Annotated in this window: 18 protein-coding genes; 9 read left to right on the top strand and 9 right to left on the bottom strand. The window is 44.0% G+C overall.

The features are described 5' to 3' along the window. Positions 1-37: 37 nt before the first annotated feature. Complete coding sequence (locus tag F6K57_RS18190; RefSeq protein WP_293069719.1) at positions 38-3,187, top strand: CHAT domain-containing tetratricopeptide repeat protein; 3,150 nt, start codon at positions 38-40, stop codon at positions 3,185-3,187. Here the strand turns inward: F6K57_RS18190 and F6K57_RS18185 are convergent. Further along, positions 3,134-3,256, bottom strand: a complete 123-nt coding sequence (locus tag F6K57_RS18185; protein WP_293069717.1) for a hypothetical protein — start codon at positions 3,254-3,256, stop codon at positions 3,134-3,136. The two genes, F6K57_RS18190 and F6K57_RS18185, sit on opposite strands and share 54 nt — an antisense overlap. A gap of 409 nt (positions 3,257-3,665) precedes the next feature. Between F6K57_RS18185 and F6K57_RS18180 the strand changes: the two genes are divergently transcribed. Both F6K57_RS18180 and F6K57_RS18175 read left to right on the top strand, forming a co-directional pair. Then, complete coding sequence (locus F6K57_RS18180) at positions 3,666-5,978, top strand: DUF3160 domain-containing protein (protein WP_293069715.1); 2,313 nt, start codon at positions 3,666-3,668, stop codon at positions 5,976-5,978. A gap of 154 nt (positions 5,979-6,132) precedes the next feature. After that, complete coding sequence (locus tag F6K57_RS18175) at positions 6,133-7,107, top strand: tetratricopeptide repeat protein (RefSeq protein WP_293069713.1); 975 nt, start codon at positions 6,133-6,135, stop codon at positions 7,105-7,107. A 254-nt stretch (positions 7,108-7,361) separates the two neighbouring features. On the opposite strand, the gene F6K57_RS18170 is transcribed toward F6K57_RS18175, so the two are convergent. Next, positions 7,362-8,867 (bottom strand): UbiD family decarboxylase, encoded by a 1,506-nt coding sequence (locus tag F6K57_RS18170; RefSeq protein WP_293020264.1) that lies wholly within the window; start codon positions 8,865-8,867, stop codon positions 7,362-7,364. A gap of 504 nt (positions 8,868-9,371) precedes the next feature. Here F6K57_RS18170 and F6K57_RS18165 point away from each other — a divergent pair. Beyond that, positions 9,372-10,787, top strand: coding sequence for an NYN domain-containing protein (locus F6K57_RS18165; RefSeq protein WP_075899168.1), 1,416 nt, complete (start codon positions 9,372-9,374; stop codon positions 10,785-10,787). Positions 10,788-10,802: 15 nt separating this feature from the next. Here the strand turns inward: F6K57_RS18165 and F6K57_RS18160 are convergent, their stop codons facing one another. Further along, positions 10,803-11,108 carry a hypothetical protein gene (locus F6K57_RS18160; protein ID WP_293069710.1) on the bottom strand — a complete coding sequence of 102 codons (306 nt, stop codon included), beginning with the start codon at positions 11,106-11,108 and terminating at the stop codon, positions 10,803-10,805. Between the two features lie 155 nt (positions 11,109-11,263). On the opposite strand from F6K57_RS18160, the gene F6K57_RS18155 reads away from it, so the two are divergent. After that, positions 11,264-11,962 carry an HAD family hydrolase gene (locus F6K57_RS18155; protein WP_293069708.1) on the top strand — a complete coding sequence of 233 codons (699 nt, stop codon included), beginning with the start codon at positions 11,264-11,266 and terminating at the stop codon, positions 11,960-11,962. Positions 11,963-12,667: 705 nt separating this feature from the next. Here the strand turns inward: F6K57_RS18155 and F6K57_RS18150 are convergent. Beyond that, positions 12,668-13,294 carry a CPP1-like family protein gene (locus F6K57_RS18150; RefSeq protein ID WP_293020256.1) on the bottom strand — a complete coding sequence of 209 codons (627 nt, stop codon included), beginning with the start codon at positions 13,292-13,294 and terminating at the stop codon, positions 12,668-12,670. Between the two features lie 120 nt (positions 13,295-13,414). Continuing rightward, entirely contained in the window at positions 13,415-13,609 is a 195-nt protein-coding gene (locus F6K57_RS18145) for a hypothetical protein (RefSeq protein WP_293020254.1), read from the bottom strand. 226 nt (positions 13,610-13,835) lie between these two features. On the opposite strand from F6K57_RS18145, the gene F6K57_RS18140 reads away from it, so the two are divergent. Further along, positions 13,836-14,564 (top strand): response regulator transcription factor, encoded by a 729-nt coding sequence (locus F6K57_RS18140; RefSeq protein WP_075899162.1) that lies wholly within the window; start codon positions 13,836-13,838, stop codon positions 14,562-14,564. A gap of 273 nt (positions 14,565-14,837) precedes the next feature. Here F6K57_RS18140 and F6K57_RS18135 read toward each other — a convergent pair whose 3' ends face one another. Together F6K57_RS18135 and psbH are read right to left on the bottom strand one after the other, a co-directional pair. Then, positions 14,838-15,140: a TatA/E family twin arginine-targeting protein translocase gene (locus F6K57_RS18135; RefSeq protein ID WP_075899160.1), complete on the bottom strand. Its 303-nt coding sequence runs from the start codon at positions 15,138-15,140 to the stop codon at positions 14,838-14,840. Positions 15,141-15,460: 320 nt separating this feature from the next. Then, entirely contained in the window at positions 15,461-15,664 is a 204-nt protein-coding gene (gene psbH, locus F6K57_RS18130) for a photosystem II reaction center protein PsbH (RefSeq protein ID WP_293020251.1), read from the bottom strand. Positions 15,665-17,068: 1,404 nt separating this feature from the next. On the opposite strand from psbH, the gene psbN reads away from it, so the two are divergent. Beyond that, positions 17,069-17,200: a photosystem II reaction center protein PsbN gene (psbN, locus tag F6K57_RS18125; protein ID WP_008180512.1), complete on the top strand. Its 132-nt coding sequence runs from the start codon at positions 17,069-17,071 to the stop codon at positions 17,198-17,200. 121 nt (positions 17,201-17,321) lie between these two features. On the opposite strand, the gene F6K57_RS18120 is transcribed toward psbN, so the two are convergent. Further along, positions 17,322-19,754 (bottom strand): GAF domain-containing protein, encoded by a 2,433-nt coding sequence (locus F6K57_RS18120; RefSeq protein WP_293069704.1) that lies wholly within the window; start codon positions 19,752-19,754, stop codon positions 17,322-17,324. 582 nt (positions 19,755-20,336) lie between these two features. On the opposite strand from F6K57_RS18120, the gene F6K57_RS18115 reads away from it, so the two are divergent. Both F6K57_RS18115 and F6K57_RS18110 read left to right on the top strand, forming a co-directional pair. Next, on the top strand, positions 20,337-21,011 hold the full coding sequence (locus tag F6K57_RS18115) for a HEAT repeat domain-containing protein (RefSeq protein WP_293046315.1): 675 nt from the start codon (positions 20,337-20,339) through the stop codon (positions 21,009-21,011). A 121-nt stretch (positions 21,012-21,132) separates the two neighbouring features. Next, positions 21,133-21,654: a phycobiliprotein lyase gene (locus F6K57_RS18110; protein WP_293069702.1), complete on the top strand. Its 522-nt coding sequence runs from the start codon at positions 21,133-21,135 to the stop codon at positions 21,652-21,654. Between the two features lie 283 nt (positions 21,655-21,937). Here F6K57_RS18110 and F6K57_RS18105 read toward each other — a convergent pair whose 3' ends face one another. Further along, positions 21,938-22,444 carry a hypothetical protein gene (locus F6K57_RS18105; protein WP_293020244.1) on the bottom strand — a complete coding sequence of 169 codons (507 nt, stop codon included), beginning with the start codon at positions 22,442-22,444 and terminating at the stop codon, positions 21,938-21,940. Between the last annotated feature and the right edge of the window lie 37 nt (positions 22,445-22,481).

Genomic DNA, 22,481 nt, shown 5'->3' with positions numbered 1-22,481 from the left:
TTTGAGTTGATTCCAAGTTGATATAGGGGTAATAACCATGAAATCTTCTAGAATAGCCACTATTGCACTCCTCGGTATACTAAATAGTCTATCCCCACCGTTACTAGGTAATGTTTTAACGCTATTCCCAGTTTCTCCAGCACTAGCTCAAACTGTAGAAAGCCGTAAAACTGAAGCTGACCGACTTTTTGAACAAGGTCTTGAACAGGCTAAAGTGAGTCAATTTCAGAAAGCATTGGAGTCTTGGCAGAAGGCACTCACTATTTATCGAGAAATAGGAGACCAGCAAGGTGAGGCTAACTCTCTGGAAAATCTCGGTATTGTTTACGACAACCTGGGGGACTACCGAAAGGCTATTGAAAACTACCAGCAGAGTTTAGTTATCAAACGAGAAATAGGCGATCGCAAAGGTGTGGCTAACTCACTGAACAATCTCGGTGTTGCTTACTACAACCTGGGAAACTACCCAAAGGCCATTGAATACTACCAGCAAACTTTAACCATTGCACGAGAAATAGGAAATCGCTCAGGTCAGGCTTCTTCTCTGGGCAATCTCGGTAATGCTTACCTTTCCCTGGGGGACTACCCAAAGGCCATTGAATACCAGCAGCAGAGTTTAGTTATCAAACGAGAAATAGGAGACAGGCAAGGTGTGGCTAACTCACTGAACAATCTCGGTCTTGCTTACAACAACCTGGGGGACTACCCAAAGGCCATTGAAAACTTCCAGCAGAGTTTAAAGATTGCACGAGACATAGGCGATCGCTCAGGTGTGGCTAACTCTCTGGGCAATCTCGGTCTTGCTTACCAAAACCTGGGGGATTATCCAAAGGCCATTGAGTTTCACCAGCAGAGTTTGGCTATCAAACAAGAAATAGGAGATCGAAGAGGTGAGGCTTACTCTTTGGGCAATCTTGGCGCTGCTTACTACAACCTGGGGGACTACCAAAAGGCCATTGAATACTACCAGCAGAGTTTAGTTATCAAACGAGAAATAGGCGATCGCTCAGGTGTGGCTAACTCACTGAACAATCTCGGTATTGCTTACCGTTCCCTGGGGGACTACCCAAAGGCCATTGAATACTACCAGCAGAGTTTAGTTATCAAACGAGAAATAGGCGATCGCTCAGGTATGGCTAACTCACTGAACAATCTCGGTGTTGCTTACGACAACCTGGGGAACTACCCAAAGGCCATTGAATACCACCAGCAGAGTTTAACCATTGCACGAGAAATAGGCGATCGCTCAGGTGAGGCTAACTCACTGAACAATCTCGGTATTGCTTACGACAACCTGGGGGACTACCCAAAGGCCATTGAATACTACCAGCAGAGTTTAGTTATCAAACGAGAAATAGGCGATCGCAAAGGTGAGGCTTCTTCTCTGGGCAACCTCGGTAATGGTTACGGAAACCTGGGGGACTACCGAAAGGCCATTGAATACCACCAGCAGAGTTTAGCTATTGACCGAGAAATAGGCGATCGCTCAGGTGAGGCTCACTCTCTGGGCAACCTCGGTAATGGTTACGGAAACCTGGGGGACTACCGAAAGGCTATTGATTTCTACCAGCAGAGTTTAACCATTGCACAAGAAATAGGAGAGCGGCAGGGGGAAGGAAACTTGCTCAATAACTTAGGATATGCTCTGTTTAAATCAGGTAATCTTAAACAAGCTGAAACTACCCTCACCAAAGCCATGGAGATTAGGGAATCTCTACGACCAGGCTTGCTAGATAACCATAAAATTTCCCTATCCGAGAAGCAATCTAATACCTATCGCATTTTGCAGCAAGTTCTAATTGCTCGAAATAAAACTGATGCTGCATTGGAAATTGCCGAGAGGGGACGTGCTCGTGCTTTGGCGGAATTACTGGCAAAGGGGTTATCCCCAGAACGAGATACTCCAATAATTAAGCCTAGCCTCAAAAGAATCAAACAGATTGCCCAGCAGCAGAAGGCCACACTCGTAGCATACTCTATTATTCCGAGTGAAGGAATCTATGTTTGGGTGATCCAGCCTACGGGCAAAATTGAATGGCGCTCGGTTCAACTGCCTCCAGATACCTCTCTCAAAGAGCTGCTTAAAAATGGATATGATTGCCTTGCAGACCATGGTCAATGTCGCAGTAGTGACTCTTCCGGGCAACCGTCCCAGGGTGATTGGGTCAAACTCAAGGATGACCAGTTCCAGGAACCGTGGCAAGTAGTTGAAGTTAATCCTCAACAAGGTAATTTACGACTCAAGTTACCAGGATGGGAAGAAGGGGTAACAATCGAGCGCCCAATTACTGATGTTGCCAGGATTGTCGATTCCCCTAATATTGAGAAACCACGCCTACAACAGCTTCATAAACTACTGATTGAGCCGATTGCAGACTTACTGCCCTTTGATGAAAATGCTCGTGTAGTCTTCATCCCTCACAGAGAATTGTTTTCTGTGCCCTTCCCAGCCCTGCAAGACCAGGAGGGAAACTACTTAATTGAGAAACACACCATCCTCACTGCTCCCTCCATCGAAGTCTTGGGCTTAACCCATCAGAAACGGAAAGACCTTCCTAATTCAGGCCAAACTGCCCTGGTAGTTGGTAATCCTACCATGCCCAAGGTACCACCAGCTCTTGGAAAAGAACCTGAGCAATTATCTGCTCTCAAGGGTGCTGAACAGGAAGCTAAATACATTGCCTCCCAGTTAAACGCTCAACCCCTATTGGGACAAGACGCTACCGAAACTAAAGTTAAACGCCAGATGCCCAAGGCCAGGTATATTCATTTTGCTACCCACGGGTTATTTGCTCCCAAGCGTATTGGAGGTATTGGCAGTGCGATCGCCTTGGCTCCTTCTCTAGGAGAAAACGGACTACTAACTGCTGAAGAAATCTTTGACATGAAACTCAGTGCCGAACTAGTAGTAGTCAGTGCCTGCGAGACCGGAGTCGGTCACATCAACAGTGAGGGGGTGATTGGTTTATCTCGGTCCTTAGTTCGAGCGGGTGTTCCCAGTGTGATGGTCTCCTTGTGGTCAATCCCTGATGATAAAACCACAGAGTTGATGACGGAGTTTTATCAAAATCTTGAGAGAACAGGGGATAAAGCTCAAGCATTGCGCCAAGGGATGTTGACTATGATCCCGAAGTCAGGTAATCCGAAAGATTGGGCGGCATTTACGTTGATTGGGGAGGCGCTTTAGGGGAATAGGCAATAGGGAGTAGGGAGTAGGGAGTAGGGAGTAGGGAGTAGGGAGTAGGGAGTAGGCCATAGGGAATAGGCCATAGGGAAGAAAGAAGAGGGAATTTCGGGATTGGGGAAAAATCCTGTGTATCTAATTAGTATGAGAACCGCTATAGCATTTCTAAATAGGTCATGAACAATCTTGCTGATTTCTCATAATACCAAAAAATCCTCCAAGCTTTTCCATACTGCTTCCTGCTCCATTTTTAGATCAATCCTATTTTTAAAACTACCTACAAAAGACTATATATAGCTAAAAACTATATCTTTAGGATAAAAGCAGGATTAATTGGTAATTTCAAGGTTGATCATTGGTATAATTTCAATTAATAAGAGTATAGGAATTGCTATCCTTTAAATTCAGCAAGTCAATTATAAAGCTTTTCAATAAATTAAGCAAGCTAATTATTGCTCCGAGCATTGTATTGTTAATTATTATGAGCAACCATACTTTCCTCGCAGATGGGATTGACAGTTCCAAAGTTTTGGTCAACCCAGCTTCAGCAGAAGGATCAACTGATGTCTTTGGTTACACCCCTACCTTCGAGCAGGAATTGGAGAAGATTGGACAGATTTCACCCCAGGAATTTGCTAAACGCTACGATGCCAAGGTTAAGTATCTAAAAAAAATTAGTTGGAATCCGACCAAGGCTAAATTTTGGAACTTGTTCAATCTTGCTCCGAAAAAGCATAATCAGAAGACCAATCGTGGAAATTATTCCCACTACAACTTTCGCCTCAATTCAGATGAACTGGCAGTATTCAAGAAACAAGGCTTTGTTGTCAGTGAGCGCATGGGGGCACATAGTTTCGCTGAGTTATTTTACCGAATATATAGCAACGATTTACCAGTTTTCGTTTCCGCTGATGCCTTGCTTCATGCTTGGCATCGTTCTTATGACGCGATCTTGGAAGAACTAGAAGAAAGTTATCTTGCCACATCACTAGATGAAATTCTCACAGGAATGGCAGATAAAATCCCTGAAGCCAGTAATCAATATAGCAATGGTGTCCTTGACCTAAGTTTAATTGATGCCGACTACTTTCTAGCAGTCGCTCGTTCGTTATTGGCAGGAGAAACAGTTAAGACCAAATTAAATCAGGATGCCCGTGTGGCAGCAACCCTCAACGCCATAGAAGCAGAGCAAATCGAGGAGGAATTTAAGCTGTTCGGGAGTTACCGCGACATGGATTTTTCTCAATTCAAAGTACGTGGGCATTATGAGAACTCCGAGACTCTTAAAAAATATTTCCAGGCAGTAATGTGGTGCGGTAGAGTTGATCTACGGATTGCAGGTAAACCAGAAGAAGCTTCTTCACGGGAATTGGGTACAGCTATAATCCTCAATGATCTGTTAAAAAAATCTGGTAAGTTCGAGCAATGGCAACAGTTTGACCAAATGCTCCAGACCTTTGTCGGTGCAACTGATTCCATGACGTTTGCTCAACTAGCTGACCTATTAAAGCAAGCTAAGATTCAATCTCCTACAGATATTAAAGATTTATCCACCTTAGAGTGGCTGCAAACTGAAATTTTAGCTAACCACGTAGGTTTTCAAAACATCAGGAGTCATGTTTACGTTAGTTCGCCGGAAGACGATGATCAGACTAAAGATATAATACCCCATTCGTTTACAGTTATCGGTCAAAAGTTTATTTTGGATAGCTGGATTTTGAGCAAAGTAGTTTACGATGATATTATTTGGAATGGCGAGAAAGTTCAGCGCCGTGTACCAACTGGATTAGATGTCGCATTCGCAACCCTAGGAAACACTCAAGTAGTACCAGAACTGGTTGATCGGATGAGAAACCAGAATGGGCATAAGTTCCGAGATGGTCTCAACTATCAACACAACCTAGCGGCAGCCTTTAATGTAGTCGATCAGCTAAATCCTTCTGCCTGGGAAGAAAACCTTTACATGAATTGGTTAGCAACCTTGCGGGAACTTTCCAAACCCACTACGGACTCCAAATACCCGGAAGCCATGCGTACCCGTGCCTGGGGGATGAAGACACTCAATACACAACTAGCGTCATGGACACAACTGCGTCACGACACCATCCTTTATGCCAAACAATCCTACACCGCTACAACCAGATGCTACTATCCAGCGGGTTTTGTGGAGCCGAGACCGGAATTCTGGGAACGCTTTGAAAAAATGGCTGTGCTGGCGGGGCAGCTAATTGAAAACACTCCCTTTCCGAAGCGCTTGAGAAGAATTCAGCAAAAACAAACTGACTTCTTAAAAAATTTCAGCCAGCAGTTAACTATCCTGAAGGAGATAGCACTCAAGGAATTAGCACAACAGGAACTTACCGAAGCCCAAACCAATTTCCTAGAAAATATTGTTGAGATTGAACGTGCTTCAGGGGGTCCGTTCTATAGCGGTTGGTATCCCAGCCTTTTCTATAAGAAACCTGAGGATTCTGATAAGTGGGATGCCATTGTTGCGGATGTACACACAAATGTACCTGACCCAGTGGTGGGAGCTCCAGGCAGTGTACTTCACCAGGGCGTGGGTAATATCGATTTGTTGATGATTGCAGTGGACAATGGTAAAGACAAAATGGTCTTTGCTGGACCAGTGCTAAGCCATTATGAATTTGAGATGCCAGAAGTATCCCGTAAATCAGATTCTGAGTGGAAAAAAGATATCCAAACTGGCAAGCTTCCACCTCGCCCCAACTGGACAAAAAGCTATCTTGTAGTTAATGAGTTCTTGAATGAGTTCTCTCTTCCTGGGGAGTAGGGATTAGGGAATAGGGAGTAGGGAGTAGGGAGTAGGGAGTAGGGAGTAGGGAATCGGGAGTAGCGATAAATCGATTTTTATGAATTATTCTCTACTGTTCCGTGTTGCCAAATCCGCTATTCTCGACTTCTGAAATAAGTCTTGTTTTATAACCATGAAATTACCAGAATTGAGATTAATGATCCTTCTGGCTTTATTAGGTAGTTTATCCCCACCCTTCCAAGGTAATGTTTTAAGTATATTCCCAGTTTATCCAGCATTAGCTCAAACTTTAGAAAGCCGTAAAGCTGAGGCTGACCAACTTTTTAACCAAGGTATTAATAAGTTTCGAGTAAACCAATTTCAGGAAGCATTGGAGTCTTGGCAGAAGGCACTCACTATTTATCGAGAAATAGGAGACCGGCAAGGTGAAGCTTATTCTCTGAATGGTCTGACCAATGTTTACCGTGCCCTGGATGACTACCAAAAGGCTATTGAAAACCTCCAGCAAAGTTTAACCATGGCACGAAAAATAGGAGACCGGAAAGGTGAAGCTGGATCTCTCAACGATATCGGGAATGCTTACCGTGCCCTGGGGGATTACCAAAAGGCCATTGATTTTATCCAGCAGAGTTTGGTTCTCAAACGAGAAATAGGCGATCGCACAGGTGAGGCTAACTCTGTGAACAATCTCGGTATTGCTTACGGTTCCGTGGGGGACTACCAAAAGGCCATTGAACACTTCCATGAGGGTTTGGCTATTGCACGAGAAAAACGCGATCGCTTTATTGAGGGATCCTCTCTGGGCAATCTCGGTATGGTTTATTATCTAATGGGGGACTACTCAAAAGCTATTGATTTCCACCAGCAGAGTTTAGCTATTGCCCGAGCAATAGGAAATCGAAGCAGCCAGGCTAAGTCTCTGAACAATCTTGGCAATGCTTACAATTCCCAAGGGGACTACCAAAAGGCTATTGATTTCTACCAGCAGAGTTTGGCTATTGCACGAGCAATAGGAGATCGACAAGGTGAAGCTAAATTTCTGAACAATATCGGCAATGCTTACCGTTCTCTGGGGGACTACTCAAAAGCGAATGATTTCCACCAGCATAGTTTGGCTATCAAACGAGAAATAGGCTTGCAAAGGTGAAGCTAACTCTCTGGCATTGCTTAATAATTGAATGATTTTAAGAGTGAGGTAGAATGGGCATCTTGGTGGAACTGGCATCTTGCCAGTTTCAAGATATTTTCGCGCGGGCAGGATGCCCACTCTACTTTCATGCTTATTTTCGCGCGGGCAGGATGCCCACTCTACTGCTATTCATCCGAAGATTCAGCAACGCTTTCTAGTCATCTATTTGAAGCTGACCGCTGACCACTGACCACTGACCGCTGACCTATAAATTACATCTGGTAACCAAACAAATTGGGATCAACATCTTTCAAATCCAAATCTCCTAACCCATACTCAGCCCAACGCCTATCTACCATCGCTGCTACATCCCCATCTGACTCCAACGTTGCACCCCATTCATGTTCGGTTTCCGGTGGAATCTTAGTAGTAGCATCAATACCCATCCGTCCCCCTAAGCCAATCTTTTCACTAGCAAAATCCAAACTATCAAAGGGAGTATTAGGCAAAATAAAGACATCCCGCACCGGGTCAACTTTAGAACTAATCGCCCACACCACTTGACGGGGGTCCCGAATATTAATAGTCTCATCCACCACAATCACAAACTTGGTGTAGGTAAATTGAGGCAACGCACTCCAAAACGCCAAAGCAGCCCGTCGCGCTTGTCCTGGATAGGCTTTCTTAATCGAAATAATGGCCGCTTTATAACTCAGAGCTTCCATGGGCAAGAAGAAATCCACAATTTCTGAGACTTGTTGCCGCAGGATCGGGGTATAAATCCGATTGAGTGCGATCGCCATCATTGCTTCTTCTTTCGGTGGACGCCCACTAAAGGTAGTTAAATAAATCGGATCCTTGCGGTGAGTCATACAGTGGAAGCGAATCAAGGGGGAATCCTCCACTCCACCGTAATACCCCATGTGGTCACCAAAGGGACCATCTGGCAACATTTCCCCTGGAGTAATCGTGCCTTCCAGGACAAACTCAGAATCCGCTGGTACTTCTAAATCTAAGGTTTTACATTTAGCTAGGTTCACCCCAGACCCACCATAGAGTCCAGCAAAGAGCCATTCCGACAGGTCAACCGGTATGGGAGTAGCAGCGGCCAGAATAATCAGGGGGTCAACACCGAGTGCGATCGCTATTTCTAATTTCTGTCCTCTCTCCACCGCCTTGCGCAAATGTCGTGCTCCACCCCTGACCGAGAGCCAATGCACCGTCATCGTAGTCTTAGACTGCAGTTGTAGCCGATAAACCCCCACATTAGGAATACCAGTCTCACAATCTTTGGTAATCACCAATCCTAAGGTAATAATCTTGCCAGCATCACCGGGATAAGGGCGAATCAGGGGTAATCTATTCAAATCCAAATCATTTTCCTGCACCACCACCTGGTGACAAGGAGGGAAAAAGTCTCGCCCTGGTTTAGCTTTCACCACATCAAACAAAATTTTGCCAAAATCCACCGCCTGGGAAATTTTCTTAGGTGGCTTTGGTTGTTGCAGCATCCCTAGCTTCTTGCCCAGAGTTTCCAAATCTTCTGGGCTTGACCGGTTCATCGCCCAGCAAACCCGTTCTTCTGTTCCCATTAAATTAATCGCAACCGGAAAGGATGACCCTTTTACATTCTCAAACAGCAAGCCAGGTCCACCCGCTTGTAGCATCCGGTTTGATATCTCAGCAATTTCCAAATCTGGGTCAACTAAAGCCTTAATCCGCCGCAATTGTCCCTTCTGTTCTAGCTCTTGGATAAATCCCCTTAGGTCTCTGGCCATGATTACAATTTGTAAAGCTGAGTTACTCTTACTATACCAGTTCACAATTGGCTGAGGGAGTTTAGTCTTGGGTTAATTGGGAGTAGGGAGTAGGGAGTAGGGAGTAGGGAACAGGGAATAGGGAACAGGGAATAGGGAACAGGGGAAAAATTCTGTATACCTGATTACTCAACAGAAGCGCTATAATAGCAAATTTAACCCCGTCAACAAACCAAGTGATCGGAAAATATTTCCGTTATCAAGGATTCTGACTCCTGGCTTCTGGCTCGAAGCTCCTTCAATCTACCAGCACTTGAGTTCTAGGGAACTCGTGTTTTTCCACTACCCACTGCTGATCCTTGAGGGATCCGTGTAGGAATTGTGGGAATTTTTGTTCCGTACTCCCTACTCCCTACTCCCTACTCCCTACTCCCTACTCTCTTTGCTATTTCACATATACTGGGTTCATAGATCTGCTTTTGTATTCTGCCCAAAATTACTCACCCTCTCTACCAGAAACCATTCGTGAATGACTCTGCCGCGATCAACGAAATTAGCCTTTACCTCTACCAAGCCATCCTTGAGCTTCAGCAGCAGCAGTCCGAATTACTCAAGGAAAAATACCGAAAAATCGCTTGGGATAAGCCCCGTCATCAATCTGCTTTCCTGGCCAATTTGAAATCAGAACTCAGCCAAGAGCAAGATTGGCCCCGACGAATTATCAAAGTCAGGAAATTACTGCAAGTTCTGTTCATTCCTAGTTATTTCAACTCCCCCAGCTTTAGAGAACTGACCCAAAAACTTCGTCACTCTATCGGACCCAAGCCAGGGAATAATTCCCATAACTTAGCTGTCTCTACTAATAATAAAACCCCAACATGGGTTTCCCCTTTGCCAAAGCTAGAGACAGGAATTGCCATCTTACTCCTAGATGCCGAAAATTTACGGCTCAATACTGAAACCGAAAAGTTCCTAGCTCAAATTTCTTCCTACCCGGTTCAAATCAAGATTGCTTTTGCCAATTGGCGTGCTATGGGTAAGTATGACACTGAACTTCATACTCGTGGCTATGAGCTAATTCACGTCCCACCAGGAAAGGACAGCGCTGATTTCAAGATGGCTAGCGTTGGGTCTTCTATCTTTGTCCATTACCCAACCGCCAAGGAAGTCTTAGTCTGTTCCTCTGATGGGGTAATGACTCATCTTTGCACCACCCTACAAACCCATGGACTAACAGTCTATTTGGTGCGTAAGCAAAACGATAAGATCATTGTTTTAAATAACAAGACTCGTGAAACTCAAGCCCATTCTCTGGTTTCTGTACCAGAAATTCCCACCCTTGAGGAATTTATTAATCAACTCAAAGACATCCTCAAAGCTGAACAAAAACGCACTTCCAATGCTTGGATAAACCTGTCTAGACTATCTTATCTATTTGAGGCTAAGTATCAGCTTACCCTCAATCAAGTTGTGTCTCTGCGCTTGCCTGGAAAACTAACAACCGATATTTTTAGTGATTACCCTAAGGAGTTTGTGACTCATCACATACCAGGGACTTCAAATTTTTATATAACTCTATTTGACAAGCCAATTTCTTTCATTAAAAAGACCTCTTCTTTGAAGACTATTCAGTTAAAACCTACTGTTAAGCCTTTATCTAAAATTGAATCTAAATCAGATTTGGAAGAGATACTAGTTAAACTCCTCAAGGATTTGAAGACAAACTATAAAGAACCTTATGTTCCGATCGCTCATATAGCTACTGAATTTAAAAAACAATACTCTCGACCCATTACTCAGTTGATGAGAGACTTAAATTTAAAAGGTACATTCCCCAAATTTTTGCAATCCTTGGGAGCGTTTAAACTGAAGAAAGTTGGTAAAGCTTATCAAGTTGCTTTAAGGTTAGACGGGTTGAATGCACTCGTGATTGAACAGTAGAATTCGCGGCAATTGTCAGGGAATCGGGAATCGGGAATCGGGAGTGGGGAATCGGTAAAAAATCTGGCATTGCTGAATCTTTGGATCAATATGAATGAGTGGGGTGGGCATCCTGCCTGGGATGAAAATATTGATAACGGGCAAGATGCCCGTTCCACAGCAAGATGCCCGTTCCACAGCAAGATGCCCGTTCCACAGCAAAATGCCCGTTCCACAGCAAGATGCCCCGTTTCCCCGATTCGTGACGGCATAAGGTGCAACAGACAGAGAATTCTCACCATCTCCCCATTTCCCCATTTCCCCATCTCCCCATCTCCCCATTTCCCCATTTCCCGACCCAAATCTCAAAAACCTACCATTGTCAGGAGTAATGGGTAAGTTCTAAGACATTGGAAATGTTACAAATTCGTAATTTTAGTGATAAATACTCACCGGATGAGATAATAATGTAAATAAATATTACATTTTGTTAGATAATGATTAGAGTATTTACAGACTTTGACGGTCCGATCATGAATGTCTCGGAGCGTTACTATCGGGTTTACCAGTTTTGTCTCAAAGAAATCCAACGCCCTAACCAGCCAATCCTGCCCATGTCCAAGGCGGAGTTTTGGCAGTGTAAGAGGGGGCGTGTTCCGGAGATAATTATTGGTATTCGTTCAGGTCTCGATCCCAGCCAAGCTGAAGCATTTGCTCAGCTGCGCCGTCAAACTGTACACACTCTGCCCTACTTAGTCCATGATCAACCGGTTCCCGGAGCTATAGATGCCCTGGAAAAATTACAAGAAGCAGGTGTAGATTTAGCCGTCATGACCATGCGTCGGGTGCGAGAGCTTGATGAAGCGTTCAGTCGCTTAGACCTGGATAAATTTTTTCCCCCTAACCGACGGTATTGCCTGAGCAACGACTATGTTAAGACCGGTGACACTAAGGATAAACCTTTGCTAATGGCAAAAGCCCTCAAAAAACTCCCAGCTCAGTCTGATGTCTGGATGATTGGCGATACAGAAGCGGATATAGTGGCTGCCAAAACCCACGGTATTAAAGCAATTGGAGTTTTATCTGGAATACGCGATCGCACCCAGCTCAATCTCTACGAACCAGATTTTATCGTCAATAATCTCACTGAAGCGGTAGATTTAGTTCTAGACAAAGCACTGCTACAAGCCGTATGATTATGCCATTTTAGATAATCCCGCTCTTTGGGAGCCCTACGCCTGACCCTCGGTCAGGGTAGGATGAAATGAACTGTTAAAGTTCAAGTCATTTTTTATGTCAAAAAAGCTATGGCTATCCTGGTTAGATTGTCTCGAAATTTAGGTAATTATATCACTAACTAGCTGTGCAGACAAGGGAACTTCGGATTAGGGAACAAAAAGGGCGTTGCTTAATAATGGAATGATTTTAAGAGTAGGTGCGCGCCTCCAAGGGCGAGTAAATCGCCCTTGGGTCGCACCTGTGGAATAGGCATCTTGCCTGTTCTTGATCTTTTGGGGCGGGCAGGATGCCCACTCTACTCCTATTCATTCAAAGACTGACGAAACGCCACAAAAAGGGTTTGAGCAACTTTAAGTTTCTTAACATAGTTAAAAAAATTGGCTCTCTAGCCTGTGGCTATGAAAAATTTTTATAAAATAATCGCGCTAAAGTCTTGGCTTACAAGGTTTGTGGTTATTTAAAAAAGCAATTTTCATAAAAATTGCTTTTTATGGCCATGATGCAGTCGCTCCCCATGAGCGACTGGCGTGGTTTCCACCAGGCAAACCCAAGCAAGGGTAGAGAAGTTTGGCAGATATCACATCAAGGGGAAAAGCACCCTAGCTAGACAAGGAACGTGCTTTTGGAGGCACGTCCTGATCCCCAATCCCCCATGCCTATTTTCAACGTAAGAAACAACTAATCAGCCATAGCAATACAAATGTCACCAATGTAGCCAGTTTTTCTGTTGTCAAGTCTAGGTTGGTGAATTGGCTTCCCAGAGAATTCCCCAGCAAACTACCCAATCCCACACCTAAAAACAGACCTGCCAGGGTTAGCAACACCGCACGACCAAATTGTTGTTCTTTCCGATTTAGGAAATAGATCGTGAATCCGAAGCCTATAGCCATCACCAACGGCAAAATCGAGTTTGCCGATGAGGTGTAAAGGACAGTAGCACTGCTTAAGATTAAGAACACTGCACTCGGCCAGATGATGTCTTCTCTTGTCGGAGTATCCCACAACCGTTTCAGCCACTCAGGAGAGTTATTAACTGGTGTTTGGGGAAAACTCGGTGGAGCTTGAGAAACCTTCTCTGGGAAACGAATGCGATCAGGAACTTTAATCTTTCCTTCCTGGCGCATCCTAAGTCGATCCATAATAATGGCATCGTAGGCCGCCTCTACGGTATCTAAAAGCTTTTGGTTACCACGATGCTTTTGCATCAGGCGACCTTTGGCATCCTGAATTTCATCAAAGGACGCTTCTTCCGTAACCCCAAGCTGATCATAGGGATTGTTATCACTCATTCAAGACCTCCGAGACATCCCTTGTTTTCACATCCCTTCTTTTCACTAGTATGACAGCAACTTTAAACTAGTTATGTATATGTTAAGGTTAGGCACGAGAAACTCTCAACCTTGCTCTGGCTAACCACTGGTCACAGAGTCGTTTTGGTTGAGGGTGGTGCCAATGCCCCTGGGTGCTAGTGTAGCTTGATCTTCAAGCAGCAGTCCCGAAGTGAAGTCAACACAATGCCGGTGCATCTGCTGTTTTGTGACCAAATCACCGGAGAATTCCTGAATGATGTTAGAACCGTTAGTAAATCCATATAGACCCATCAAGGCTATGGGTTTTTTGCTCTTTAGAACCAGAAAAAAAGACTTTTTCCCTTGGTTCGGGAAGTCCTACTGTGGGGGAATTTTGAAAATAACTGATCTGCCTATGCGATTTACCAACTATTGGCATTGCCTAATAATCTGAGGATAATTGTCTACAATGCCCAACAGCACCGTTGGTGTCAAAACACTCTGCGTCTTAAATTTGTGATCCCGTTTTCCGTGGAAAGTTATGACCGCCGCCAAGATTCTTGTCGTAGATGACGATCCGGCAATCCGAAATTTAATTCTACGCTTCTTAAGTCAAAAGAATTTTCAAATGCAGGCTGCTCAAGATGGCAAGACGGCTCTTGCCACATTTGAGCAATTTAATCCAGATTTAGTCATTCTAGATGTGAATTTGCCTGACGCCCTTGGCTACAACCTGTGTCAGCAAATGCAGACCCGCACTGATGTCTTTGTCCTCTTGCTCACCAGTCGGTCGGATGCTGCTGACAAAAATCAAGGATTTCAACAAGGTGCTGATGACTACATCACCAAGCCCTTTGATTTACAAGAGCTGGAAAATCGAGTTAGAGCAATTTTGAAACGGAAGCGGGCTGTTACTGCTACTGAAGCAGAACGCCTCGTCTTCGACCATTTAGTGATCGATCCAGGGCGCAGGGAGGTAACTATCAACGAAATACTTATCCCTCTAACTGCTCTGGAATTTGATCTACTCCATTTTCTGGCCTGTCATCCAGGTCGAGTCTTGCGCCGTTCTGAGTTAATCCAGGAAGTCTGGGAGTACGATTATGTGGGAGATCAGCGAGTAGTTGATGTCCATATCGGTCAAATTCGCCGTAAAATTGAGGTTAATTCCAGTGACCCTTCCTTAATTCAGACAGTTCGAGGTGTTGGCTACAAGTTTGAGGCACCTTCTAGTAAGAAGAATGAGAAAAATGGTAAATCCAGTAGCTAACTCATTGTTGACACTCCACGACTACTCAAACCCCTTGCTCGTGGAGGGTCAATGGTTGCCAAGGCAATCGACTACTGAGCTACCGGACTAGAGTTCAAGAGTCGTCTAGCACAGCACGGCGGAAATAAAGATACGATTCAAAAATAGCAAAACGCTTATGTAATAAGCATGCAAGAATTGTTAATACCATAATTTTTAATTCCGCGCAGCAGTACTAGTGATCATGCCTGCTTTGGTCTAGCCTCTTGCTGAAGTGGCTCGACTTCCCTGGGATTAGCTTTGTTGAGAAGACGTCGTAGCATGATTGTTTGATTCTGCTGTAGCAACTTCTGCTGTAGCAACTTCTTTGGTGGCAGTTTTCTCAGATTCACTTGGGGTAGGGGTGTTCAGCCCTTGCTCTATTTGTTGTGCCTCTAGCTTAAACTGATTTTCAAACTCCTTGGAAGCATCTTGAAAGCCTCTAATGGCTTTACCCAAACTACGACCAATTTCTGGCAACTTCTTAGGGCCAAATACTAATAGGGCAATGACCATAATCAACACCATTTCCGGTAAACCCATACCAAAAACGTTCATTATTATATAACCTCCTGGGATTTGTCAAGTGCTGGTTTGCTTTTACTGGTTTGCTGTTACTAGTTTGCTGTTCTTAGTATTCCACATTTGACCCAAATTGACCGCTGTTCCGTTGAACTCAGCCAGTTTAACTCAGCCAGTTTAACTCAGCCAGTTTAACTCAGCCAGTTTAACTCAGCCAGTTTAACTAAGTTAGGTAGTCATCCCAGGGACTTCCTAGCCTATCCATTGCTGTCAACAGCATTAAAAAACCCGGACAAGCCGGGAGGGAGCTGAAATATTTGAAATGTTAATGATTAGCAGTTAAGCCATGGAGTAGACTACTGCCCTAGGCTTGTCCAATCAACATTGAAACCTTGAATGATGATTGATTTGTTGTAAATCTGCAAAATAATCAGCAAAAAGACGAAAAATAGCCCCATAAAGACTCCCATTACAGGGGTAGTGCCCCAACCTGGGGCAACTTTGCCATATTCCGAGTTAAGGGGTTTGAGAATATCTCCTAGCCGAGTTTTTTGTGCCATGGGTAAATTGAGATTTATGTTAATTGAGATTTATGTTATTGACATCTCCCCCGTGCGAGGGATTGCTCGCACGGGGGATTCTACAAGGTGCCGAAGTTGCAGCTTGAAACCGTGCCACTTCGCTTCAAGTCAGATAGGATCTACTTAGAAATTTAAACAGAATCCTACCGGTGCGGGAGTGTCAAAGCTCCCATACCTTCTTAAGATTATAGACACGTCGGGTCAAAACCCGTTCTCCATAGGAGACGCGGGGTGCGTTCACTTCGCGTTTGAACCCCTCCTTAGAAATAAGGGGCTATCACGACGAGCGGATGTTTTGATTTCAGCTTACACTAAGGAGGCACTAAACCAAAGACATTTATACTCGAGGTGCAACTATTAGCCTTATAGCTATCTAAACCTTGTGAAACATTATCCACTGTTTTATAATGAAATAAGTTAGTAACTTGTTTAACTTCGGAACACTGCCGCCCAACGAAGAACTAAAAGCGAAGACAGCTGGTCGTAAGTTAAGCGACGTAAAATAATGGACTGAGTGAAGTTACAGTGCGGTTTGAGAGTAGGCAGCAGAGCCTCCATTAATAAAATTAGCGCAATGCTTTTGGCATTGCTTTGTCGGCAACAACCATTAGTTAAAACTAATGCTATACCATCGTCCTATCTGCTTGTGAGTAGGTTTGTACAGGTTAAATGTTGCACAAGTCGCTTGAATTCAATCAATCCAGACTCGGAAATTGTTTGAGAGAGTTTGCGGCAGTGGCACATCCAATAGACATGATTAACTGCCAGGACTATCAAAGCGTGGTTTTTGCCTAAGTACCTGGTGAGGTAAAGGTCGTGAAAATTTTCCGGATTTTGGGCTACATACCCCGTGATGAGGCGCCAACTCACCTTTTCCCAAGAAAATTAACACACTGTTAACACAGTACCTGATATTTTTCAAGCCTGCCGTTCACAACAACTAATCTTTTTGAAGATTAGTAGTTGACAAACTTAGACAGTAGTTGACAAAAAATAAATTTTGTCAACTACTGTCTAAGTTTGTCTAGTAGTTATAGTTTTGGAAATGTATCTTAACAGTATTAATATTCTGTGGTATTCTTAAAAAAAAGCAATAAAATTAAAATTTGTTAACACAACATCAAAAAAAGCTACAATTGACTCTGAATCTACTTCTGACAATAGATCCCGTTTAGCTCGCCTTTGGCGTGATCGTCCAAGCACAGGTCGGGGTATCCCCTGCCATGCTCTCGATCTAGAGAGAACTAAATGTATAGGTTTGTCGAGATTTTAGAGAGCAGAATGTCAAAAAGAAAACAGACTCATATAACGATGCAGTAGCCTCAATGGGGTTTCCCCCACAAGCCACTGCATCAACAGACACACTTATATTTGATTTGAGCCATGGAACCCGCAATAGTCCTTAGCATTGTTATCCTTGTTTTTGTAATCGGTATCACTGGTATATCCATTTACACCGCTTTTGGACCCCCTTCAGCGGAATTAGTCGATCAGTTTGAAGAACATGAAGACTAATATAATAGTTTTCCATTAAAACCGGGAAAGTCACAAGTGATTAGGGTAGCACAACTCAACTATCAGTTAACCGCTACCCTTAGGCAAAAGACAAAGCAGTCCCTTAAGCATAGAAGGTAGATTAAAACTTGATCGTCAAACTGTTTTCGTGTTCATTGAGTTCGGAGCCTTGAGGAGCCGGAATTTGCACGGTAAATGTAGTCCATCTCTGAGAGCTTTCTACCTGAATGATGCCGTCGAGCTGCTTGACTAGCTGCTTCACCAAAGCCAGACCTAATCCTGTACCACCTCGCTTCCAAGGATCAGCATTAGGAATGCGATAGAACTTATCGAAGATGTGGGGTAATTCCGTATCAGCAATCTCGGCTTGATTGCTGATCTTAAATATTACCTTGGGTACGGTATCTGATGGGATCAGATCCCGATTGTTTTGGTAAAAAAACTCAAGAATAATCTGCCTGTTGCCTGGAGTATATTTACAAGCATTGTTGAACAGTTCTGTCACAATTCGCCCGAAGCTGGTCTTGTCAATCAAAACCGATGGCAAATTATCTGACAGAGTCAACTTCAGAATTTGCTGTTGTGCCTGGATACGGGAGCAAAAGGAATCAATGATTCGGCGTAACCAGATTTTCAAGTCTACTACTGTTCGCGAAACCTGATAAGAGGCGGTTTCTAAACGCTGCAAGTCGAGTAAATCGTTGATTAGTTCAATTTCTCTGTAACACTCAGATTCTAAAATCTCTGTATAGCGCTGTCGTCGTTGACTCTCTGGAGCAATTTTGAGCATCTGTATTGCCATTTTCATATTGGATAGAGGTGTGCGCAGTTCATGAGAAACGGTACTTAAGAAATCATCTTTGAGGATGTTTAGTCTCTGTAGTTCCTTGATTCTCTCTCGTAGTTGTTGGGTGCGCTCGAGTACTTGCCGTTCTAAGTCGGTGTTGAGGTTAGCCAGCCGCTGATAAAGCTGGCCTTGCTGAATTGCGATCGCAAGTTGCTCAGCCATCGACTGCACCAAAGTCACTGCGCCATCAGACCATTGGTAGTCACTATGAATATTGATCAGGCACAATTTTCCCCAGAGGCGGTTTTGAAACCTTAGTGGTACAAGTAACTGATGGCAACTGTCCTGAAGGTTTAAGTTGCAGCTATTGTTAATACGCACCACTTCCAGATTTTTGATCTTGCGACTAATCTCATTGTCCACATCGGGAGTTTCAGCACCCAAAGGGCTACTCAAGTTAGCTTGTTTACTGGATTGAGATACGGTTAACCAAACCTGCCGCTGTGGCAGATATTCTTGAATTTCTACTAGGTCAACGTCCAACAGCTGACTGATTTCTTGAGTGGCTGTGGTAAAAATCTGCTCTAAATCAAGAGAGCTACGAATCTTTTGAGTAAACTTATTGAGCGTTGCTTCCCGTTGAGCTTTGAGTTGGTTTTCCTGATAAATTTGAGCCTGCTGAATCGCAATTCCTACATGGTCTGCTACTGATTTCCACAAATTTCTTTCCCAAAGCTGCCACTGTCGTGGTCTACTACACTGATGGGCAACCAATAGTCCCCACAGAGGTGAGTCTTTAGGTTGGTTTTGGTCTAGTTGAGGGTGACAGATAATCGGAACTACCAAGTTAGCAACGACTTGAAGCTGAGCTAGGCAATTAACTTCATAGGAGGACAAGCCCCCAGAATCAGAATAGATATCTTCAATGGCTTGGATTGGACCATACCGGTACTGATTAGCATGGGTTTCCCAGAAGTGGGGATTATACATTTCCCTACCTGTAATCGGCTGCCAGGGTGATTCTACAGACTCTACTGTAAATCTACCTCTCCAATCCGACTCGAAGCGATAAACCGCTACCCGATCTGCTTGTAACAATCGACGAACTTCATTAACTGTGGTATTTAGAATTGTCTCCACATCTAAAGACTTACGAATGCGGGCTGCAAAGTTTTCCCGAAGGGAATCACCCATTGCCTGCCTCAGCTTATCTTGAGCCACCTGGTTAGACAGTGCGTTCGCGTAGCGTGGCCTATGGCCAATCGCGTAGCGTGACCTACGGTTAATCTCTGCCTGTTTGCCCTCTTTAGCATCAACGACAGTTGCTACAAAACCAATCTGTTTCCCTACCTGATCTTGCAGGACACTAATGGTAAAATCGCTAGCCAATCGGCTACCGTCTTGGCGTTGAATGAGCAACTCACCCTGCCAAACCTCTAACTGGGACAATTGGGCAAAAATTTCTTTGATGGGAGCATCACTTCTAGGGGGAAACATGATCTCGGATAGCTGCGACCCAATAACATCTTGGGCTTGCCATTGATATAGCTTACAGGCATAACTATTCCAATGGATAATTTTTCCATCCATATCTATGGCAATAATCCCACTAGGCAAGTGATCTAACAAAGAAGCCTTAAAGTGAATTTGCTCTTGTGCCTTTTGGTATTTGGTTTCCTGAGCTAATAAAATTTCTTGAAGCTGCTCAAAGGCTGCCTCATCGACTGTAAGCTCACGTAGAATCTGGAACTGCTCTAATCTCATCATTGATGTCTCGAAATCGAACGATCAGCTCTCAATTCAACAGTTACCATCAGCAACTGTGGCTGTAGTGACTTGGGTGGTTGTATTTCTCACATCAGCCTGTTTTCTATTCTTACCTGTACTCAGATGCAGAAAGTTGAATTGATTTGCCATAGCTAGTTGACTAAAAAATTTCCATAGATACAGCCATAGCATTCCCAAAACCATGACTCAGAGCGACAATTGTGTATAAAGATTGATCTAGCAAGCAGGTCAGAGCGATTTAAGCAGTCAGCAGTCAGCAGTCAGCAGTCAGCAGTCAGCTTATTTGATTCAAAAGCACCTGAGGTAGCGTGGCACAGGCTTCGACGCTGTGACCTAACCAATAAGCTGATACGCGACACGCTGATAGCACCTCAAGTAGCGTGGCCAAAGGCCAAGGCTGATACGCGACACGCTGATACGCGACACGCTGATACGCGACACGCTGATAGCTGAATGCTTACAGAGCGATTACTTTACCAGACAGCTGGGTAGATTCTCAACGGATCACAACCGTTGCTCATACTCCCCTGAGGTTAATTGTCAACCAAACCCCAATAAACTATGATGCCCCCTAATTTAGAACAACTTTCTGCTCAGCTGGAAAGCCCTAACATGCGCGATCGCTTGATGGCTCTGGCATCACTACGGGCTGTTCAAGCCAGTGATGCCGTGCCCCTAATTAAAAAGGTACTTGATGATCCCAATTTACCAGTTCGCTCTATGGCTATATTCGCCCTGGGAGTGAAGCCTACGGAAGAATGCTACCCAATTTTGGTCAAATTCATGGCAACTGACCCAGATTACGGAATTCGTGCTGCTGCTGCTGGGGCTTTGGGATATCTAGGTGACCCCAAAGCCTTTGAACCTCTAGTTAGGGCGTTCTACGAAGATACTGAATGGTTGGTACGTTTTAGTGCTGCTGTGTCCCTAGGTAATCTCCAAGATCCCCGTGCTCGTGATGTGCTGACCAAGGCCTTAGATAGTCAGGAAGTACTAGTCCAACAAGCTGCTATTGCTGCTTTAGGGGAAATTAAAGCTACAGAAGCTATAGACGATATTCTACGCTTTGCCCAGTCAGAGGATTGGATAGTGCGTCAACGTTTAGCAGAAGCCCTCGGTCAACTTGGTCAGGACAAAAGTATCTCGGCATTAAACTATTTGGCAAAAGACAGCCATCCTCAAGTATCTGAAGCCGCTCAAATGGCTCTATTGCGTTTGTCTGAAGCCTCAAGCTAGCGTAGCATCCTGGTAATTCGGCTAACCATAGCACGATAGAATCAATAGTGAACCACTTGATTGAAATTACCAACATCACTGATCCACCACGATCTACCACAAATTTTTACAATCTTAGCCAATGGATATTAAAGAGTTTTTTGAGCAGAGTGCTGGCAGATGGTTTTCTCAACGTACTAGTAATCATATTACCTCTCAACCCATAAAAAATGGTAAGTCCAACATCATTATGGAAATGCTATCTGGTGATGCCCCAGAGGTGATCAAACTCTGTAAACAATACCAAATCGAGCCTGGTATGGCTATATTTGGTGTAAAAGTGATTTGGGACGGTACAGTAGTAGGAGAGCAGAAAAAGCAAACTGGTTCCACTGTTGTTGTACCTGTTCCCAACCCAGAAAATCCTGACATTGGCAAACTATTGCGAACTAATGGTGATGTTGAAGGAACTTCCTTAAAATGTCGTTACAGTATCGGCCAGGATGATGTTTTAACAATGATTACAGAGGGGAAAACTCTATATGCTGAAGAACGTTTTTGGTTTGCTAGCCCTAACTTTCGGTTACGCACTAACGTTCTCCAGCAGGGGGGGCAATTAACCATGGCTTCTCTGGCCACAGAAATTCGTCTTGGTGTTACGTGAAAGTTAAGCATTGAGTCAGCTATCAGCGTGTCGCGTATCAGCGTGTCGCGTATCAGCTAATGCGCTACTTGAGGTGCTATCAGCTTTGGGCCTGTGGCCAGGCTACTTGAGATACTTTTGAATAAAATAAGCACCGATTGCGCTACGCGCACGCTGCGCGAACAGTAGCGTTAGCCTTGGCCGTTGGCCAGGCTACGCGAATGTCTCAGGGCTGACGGCTGACCGCTGACGGCTGACCGCTGACCGCTGACCGCTGACCGCTGACCGCTGAATGCTTACAGTCTCAATTATTAGTATTTATGTTATTGACTACAAAAGGCTTATCGATAGGTTTTGGTTCTTTACTGTAAGCACTTTCCAGGACTTTGTTCCTGACTAAATTTGCCTCATATTCAGAAAAATAGCCAATCAGGGTACCTCGCCACACTTTCCTGAGCATATATCTCTCTGATGGCACCTGTATATAACCGGTTGGGGCATAGTTATCTTTTATAAATGAATCCGACTTAATGACCTTAGAATTTTTAATATAATCATGCTTGGATTTAAATAGCTTACAATTGTAATTGTAAGCCCATTTGTTAGATATAACGACTCGTTTAAGATTTATTTTATTCAATAAATAACTTGTTGGTACAAAAACAGCAAATTTGCCATCGGGAATTTTGGCACAGGCTCGGGCAGAGTAGTTTTCAAAAATTATTTGTACAAATAAAGTCAGCTGTATTCCAAAAATTAGTCCGGCTATTAAACCAGAAAATAGGGGAAAACAAAAACTTTTTTCATGCATCCAATTTACCTAGATTTACTGTGAATAAAGAACTTTA

It is taken from the genome of Moorena sp. SIO4A5, from assembly GCF_010672005.1.
GTDB lineage: Bacteria > Cyanobacteriota > Cyanobacteriia > Cyanobacteriales > Coleofasciculaceae > Moorena.
Note: the sequence above shows the minus strand (reverse complement) of the source record. Positions and strands in the feature narration are given on the sequence as shown.

What these genes read in the sequence shown, in the direction of transcription:
- psbH (WP_293020251.1), bottom strand. Translation starts at nt 15,664, where the DNA reads ATGGCACAAAAAACTCGGCTAGGAGATATTCTCAAACCCCTTAACTCG.
- F6K57_RS18170 (WP_293020264.1), bottom strand. Translation starts at nt 8,867, where the DNA reads ATGGCCAGAGACCTAAGGGGATTTATCCAAGAGCTAGAACAGAAGGGA.
- F6K57_RS18190 (WP_293069719.1), top strand. Translation starts at nt 38, where the DNA reads ATGAAATCTTCTAGAATAGCCACTATTGCACTCCTCGGTATACTAAAT.
- F6K57_RS18140 (WP_075899162.1), top strand. Translation starts at nt 13,836, where the DNA reads ATGACCGCCGCCAAGATTCTTGTCGTAGATGACGATCCGGCAATCCGA.
- F6K57_RS18135 (WP_075899160.1), bottom strand. Translation starts at nt 15,140, where the DNA reads ATGAACGTTTTTGGTATGGGTTTACCGGAAATGGTGTTGATTATGGTC.
- F6K57_RS18110 (WP_293069702.1), top strand. Translation starts at nt 21,133, where the DNA reads ATGGATATTAAAGAGTTTTTTGAGCAGAGTGCTGGCAGATGGTTTTCT.
- F6K57_RS18105 (WP_293020244.1), bottom strand. Translation starts at nt 22,444, where the DNA reads ATGCATGAAAAAAGTTTTTGTTTTCCCCTATTTTCTGGTTTAATAGCC.
- F6K57_RS18120 (WP_293069704.1), bottom strand. Translation starts at nt 19,754, where the DNA reads ATGATGAGATTAGAGCAGTTCCAGATTCTACGTGAGCTTACAGTCGAT.
- psbN (WP_008180512.1), top strand. Translation starts at nt 17,069, where the DNA reads ATGGAACCCGCAATAGTCCTTAGCATTGTTATCCTTGTTTTTGTAATC.
- F6K57_RS18185 (WP_293069717.1), bottom strand. Translation starts at nt 3,256, where the DNA reads ATGGCCTACTCCCTACTCCCTACTCCCTACTCCCTACTCCCTACTCCC.
- F6K57_RS18155 (WP_293069708.1), top strand. Translation starts at nt 11,264, where the DNA reads ATGATTAGAGTATTTACAGACTTTGACGGTCCGATCATGAATGTCTCG.
- F6K57_RS18175 (WP_293069713.1), top strand. Translation starts at nt 6,133, where the DNA reads ATGAAATTACCAGAATTGAGATTAATGATCCTTCTGGCTTTATTAGGT.
- F6K57_RS18160 (WP_293069710.1), bottom strand. Translation starts at nt 11,108, where the DNA reads ATGGGGAGATGGGGAGATGGGGAAATGGGGAAATGGGGAGATGGTGAG.
- F6K57_RS18180 (WP_293069715.1), top strand. Translation starts at nt 3,666, where the DNA reads ATGAGCAACCATACTTTCCTCGCAGATGGGATTGACAGTTCCAAAGTT.
- F6K57_RS18150 (WP_293020256.1), bottom strand. Translation starts at nt 13,294, where the DNA reads ATGAGTGATAACAATCCCTATGATCAGCTTGGGGTTACGGAAGAAGCG.
- F6K57_RS18115 (WP_293046315.1), top strand. Translation starts at nt 20,337, where the DNA reads ATGATGCCCCCTAATTTAGAACAACTTTCTGCTCAGCTGGAAAGCCCT.